At 49.0% G+C, this 2,618-nt stretch carries 3 protein-coding genes; 1 reads left to right on the top strand and 2 read right to left on the bottom strand.

Annotation, left to right across the window (positions count from 1 at the left end):
• The first annotated feature begins 401 nt into the window (after positions 1-401).
• Positions 402-1,394, top strand: coding sequence for a DUF2333 family protein (locus tag KDK14_RS03405; RefSeq protein WP_257263615.1), 993 nt, complete (start codon positions 402-404; stop codon positions 1,392-1,394).
• 188 nt (positions 1,395-1,582) lie between these two features.
• Here KDK14_RS03405 and KDK14_RS03400 read toward each other — a convergent pair whose 3' ends face one another.
• Together KDK14_RS03400 and KDK14_RS03395 are read right to left on the bottom strand one after the other, a co-directional pair.
• The gene (locus tag KDK14_RS03400) at positions 1,583-2,188 is read right to left on the bottom strand and encodes a hypothetical protein (protein WP_257263614.1); all 606 of its coding nucleotides are present in this window, start codon (positions 2,186-2,188) and stop codon (positions 1,583-1,585) included.
• A 230-nt stretch (positions 2,189-2,418) separates the two neighbouring features.
• On the bottom strand, positions 2,419-2,618 hold a 200-nt coding region (locus KDK14_RS03395; protein ID WP_257263613.1), incomplete at its 5' end, for a hypothetical protein.

Genomic DNA, 2,618 nt, shown 5'->3' with positions numbered 1-2,618 from the left:
TGCCATCCTCGCTACGGGGACGCCCAGTCGGGCGCTATTCTCGGACAGCCTCCTGTGACACTGCTTCTTCGTAAACTGGCACTATCTTAACCTTTTGCTCAGCTGAGCTTGCACAAAACCCCAAGAGGCTCTGACAGATACTCGCACAACCACAATTATTAGAGGATAATGGCCGCCAGGAGGCTGTCGGACATGAACGTCCGTATTTAGACCAATTTATCGCAACCGCAGGACTGCATGGATGCAGGAGCAATTGCCGCTTAGCACAGTCTTGAGTCCGACAGGCTTCTGGATAAGCGAATCCATCATATTGGAACGCCATATTCAGGATAAAGGTCTGAGGGTTGACGAACGGGGAAATTATGGCGCTGGAAAAGGTTAAATCGGCTTCTCAGTCGGTTATGCAGGAAATGTCGGGTTTTATCTACGGTAAAACCCTGCTCGGCAGTATTGGCATTCTGATTCTATTGCTATCTCTTGTTGGCTGGTACTGGAGCCAGGAGCCAAGCCTGTTTTCAGTAAAGGCCAATGCCGAAAAGCTGGCCACTGATAGTGCCCAGAGTGTGGTTACCGGCTACACCACAACAGCAACGCTCCACACCCTGGCGGATACGCTTTTGAACAAGCCCGGTGGTTTTCTGCGCAATGACATCATGCCACCGGGCGTACTGATGGATAATATGCCAAGTTGGGAGCTTGGTGTTCTGATTCAGGTCCGTGATATGGCCCGGGCACTGCGCAAGGACTTCAGCCGTTCCCAGTCACAGTCAAGGGAGGATCCGGACCTTGCGGTGGCCGAGCCGCAGTTTAATTTTGATGCCAAAAGCTGGATTCTTCCTTCCAGTGAGCGGGAATACGAGCGGGGCATTAATAAGCTGCAAAGCTATATGGCCCGTTTGTCAGATACCAATGACTCGGCTCAATTTTATGCCCGGGCCGATAATCTGACTCGCTGGCTGGGAGATGTAGAAACGCGCCTTGGCAGCCTTTCCCAGCGTCTCAGTGCCAGTGTTGGTAAACCGCGTTTGAATACCGATCTTTCGGGGGACCCCGGCCAAACCGCTGACAGTGCGGTTTTGGTTGATGTAAAAACACCCTGGTCGCAAATTGATGATGTATTTTATGAGGCCCGGGGCACTTCCTGGGCGCTGATACATCTTTTGAGGGCAGTAGAAGTGGACTTTGCGGACGTTCTGGACAAGAAAAATGCCACGATCAGTGTCCGACAGATTATCCGCGAACTGGAGGCTACACAGGAAATGGTGTGGAGTCCGATGATACTGAATGGTTCCGGCTTTGGCTTGCTGGCTAACCACTCTCTGGTCATGGCCAACTATGTTTCCCGAGCCAATGCTGCCATTATTGATCTGCGGCGTTTACTGGAACAAGGGTAGTTAAGGAACTGCCCTGGAATAACTTCAACATTTATACAGACTCTGCCCGCTACCCGAAGAGCCACAGCCTCTTGTGCTTTTGCGCGAAGCGGTCAGCAACATTTTCCCGGATTTAACCAAATGACGAAGTTATTGTGGGACAAACCCAACCATAAATGGTGGAATTAAAGCCCCCACCTGATCTTGCTTCAAGGCTCAATCCATCGCTTTGTGGTGTTAAACAGTTTTACGGTCATATCAGTGACAGGCTTATAAGGTTTGGTCGCTTGATAAGTGGCGTGGCAAACCCTTTTATAAGCGTCGATGGGTATTTGTTTTCCCGGAATAGTCACGGTTTCAACAACAAAAAGAACAATGCTTGCTATCGCCGGAAATATTGAGCCCTTAACCTTTTCTGGCAGTTGCTCATAGGGCAGCGCCAGCCATTTAAATACTTTTTGTGCATAACTGACGGAATACTCCCTGAATGACCTGTCTGCCGGGCAGGATCTGATACTTGCCCTTATTGCTGAAGCTACACCCGTTATCGCCCCGGTAAGGGCTCCAATACCGGTAATGGTCATAACGGTGACGTAATAACCGGCAAAAAAGCCCGCATGCAATACAGTGGTACAGACTTTCAGTGGTATACACAGAGCCCCGGGCACGCTTGACAGCAAGCGTTTGCCATGACGTTTGACCCTGGACATGAATGTTTCTTCAGGTTTTATTACCTCACACTTTCTAACGGATAGCCTGTCAATTTCCCCTGAAGGCGCGTTATTCCCACAGATAGCGTCAGTGGTGGTACTCAAGCTATCTGGTTCATCCCTGTGATCTACGTTCTTTGAAGCCGGGCCTGGAGCAAAGAGCGTTCTGTTTGCTACCGGAATAGATGGATACATCGGGCATACCAATTCGATCATGTTTGGGGGGTACCGTTTCTACCCGCTTCTTTTTTGACTGATTGATTTTAAAATTAATGGTTAGCTACTTAATGTTCTGTCAGCATTTATGTTCTTAGATACCATATTGGCAATATGGTTCAAAATTTATTTCTATTCTTTCCCCAAGGCTTGAACAGCAACAGGTTTTCATCAGGGAACTGGATAAACTCAAGGTGATTTATCAAAGATTGGAACTTATTCGTCGACAAGTGGTCTACGCCAAGAGGCTGTCCGAGCATAGCGCCCGACTGGGCGTCCCCGAAGCGAGGATTGCGAGAAATTGAGGCTAAAAATTTCT

Source organism: Endozoicomonas sp. ONNA2, from assembly GCF_024606365.1.
In the GTDB taxonomy this organism is placed as follows: Bacteria; Pseudomonadota; Gammaproteobacteria; order Pseudomonadales; family Endozoicomonadaceae; genus Endozoicomonas.
The sequence above is the reverse complement of the archived record's forward strand: the minus strand, read 5'-3'. Positions and strand labels throughout refer to the sequence as shown.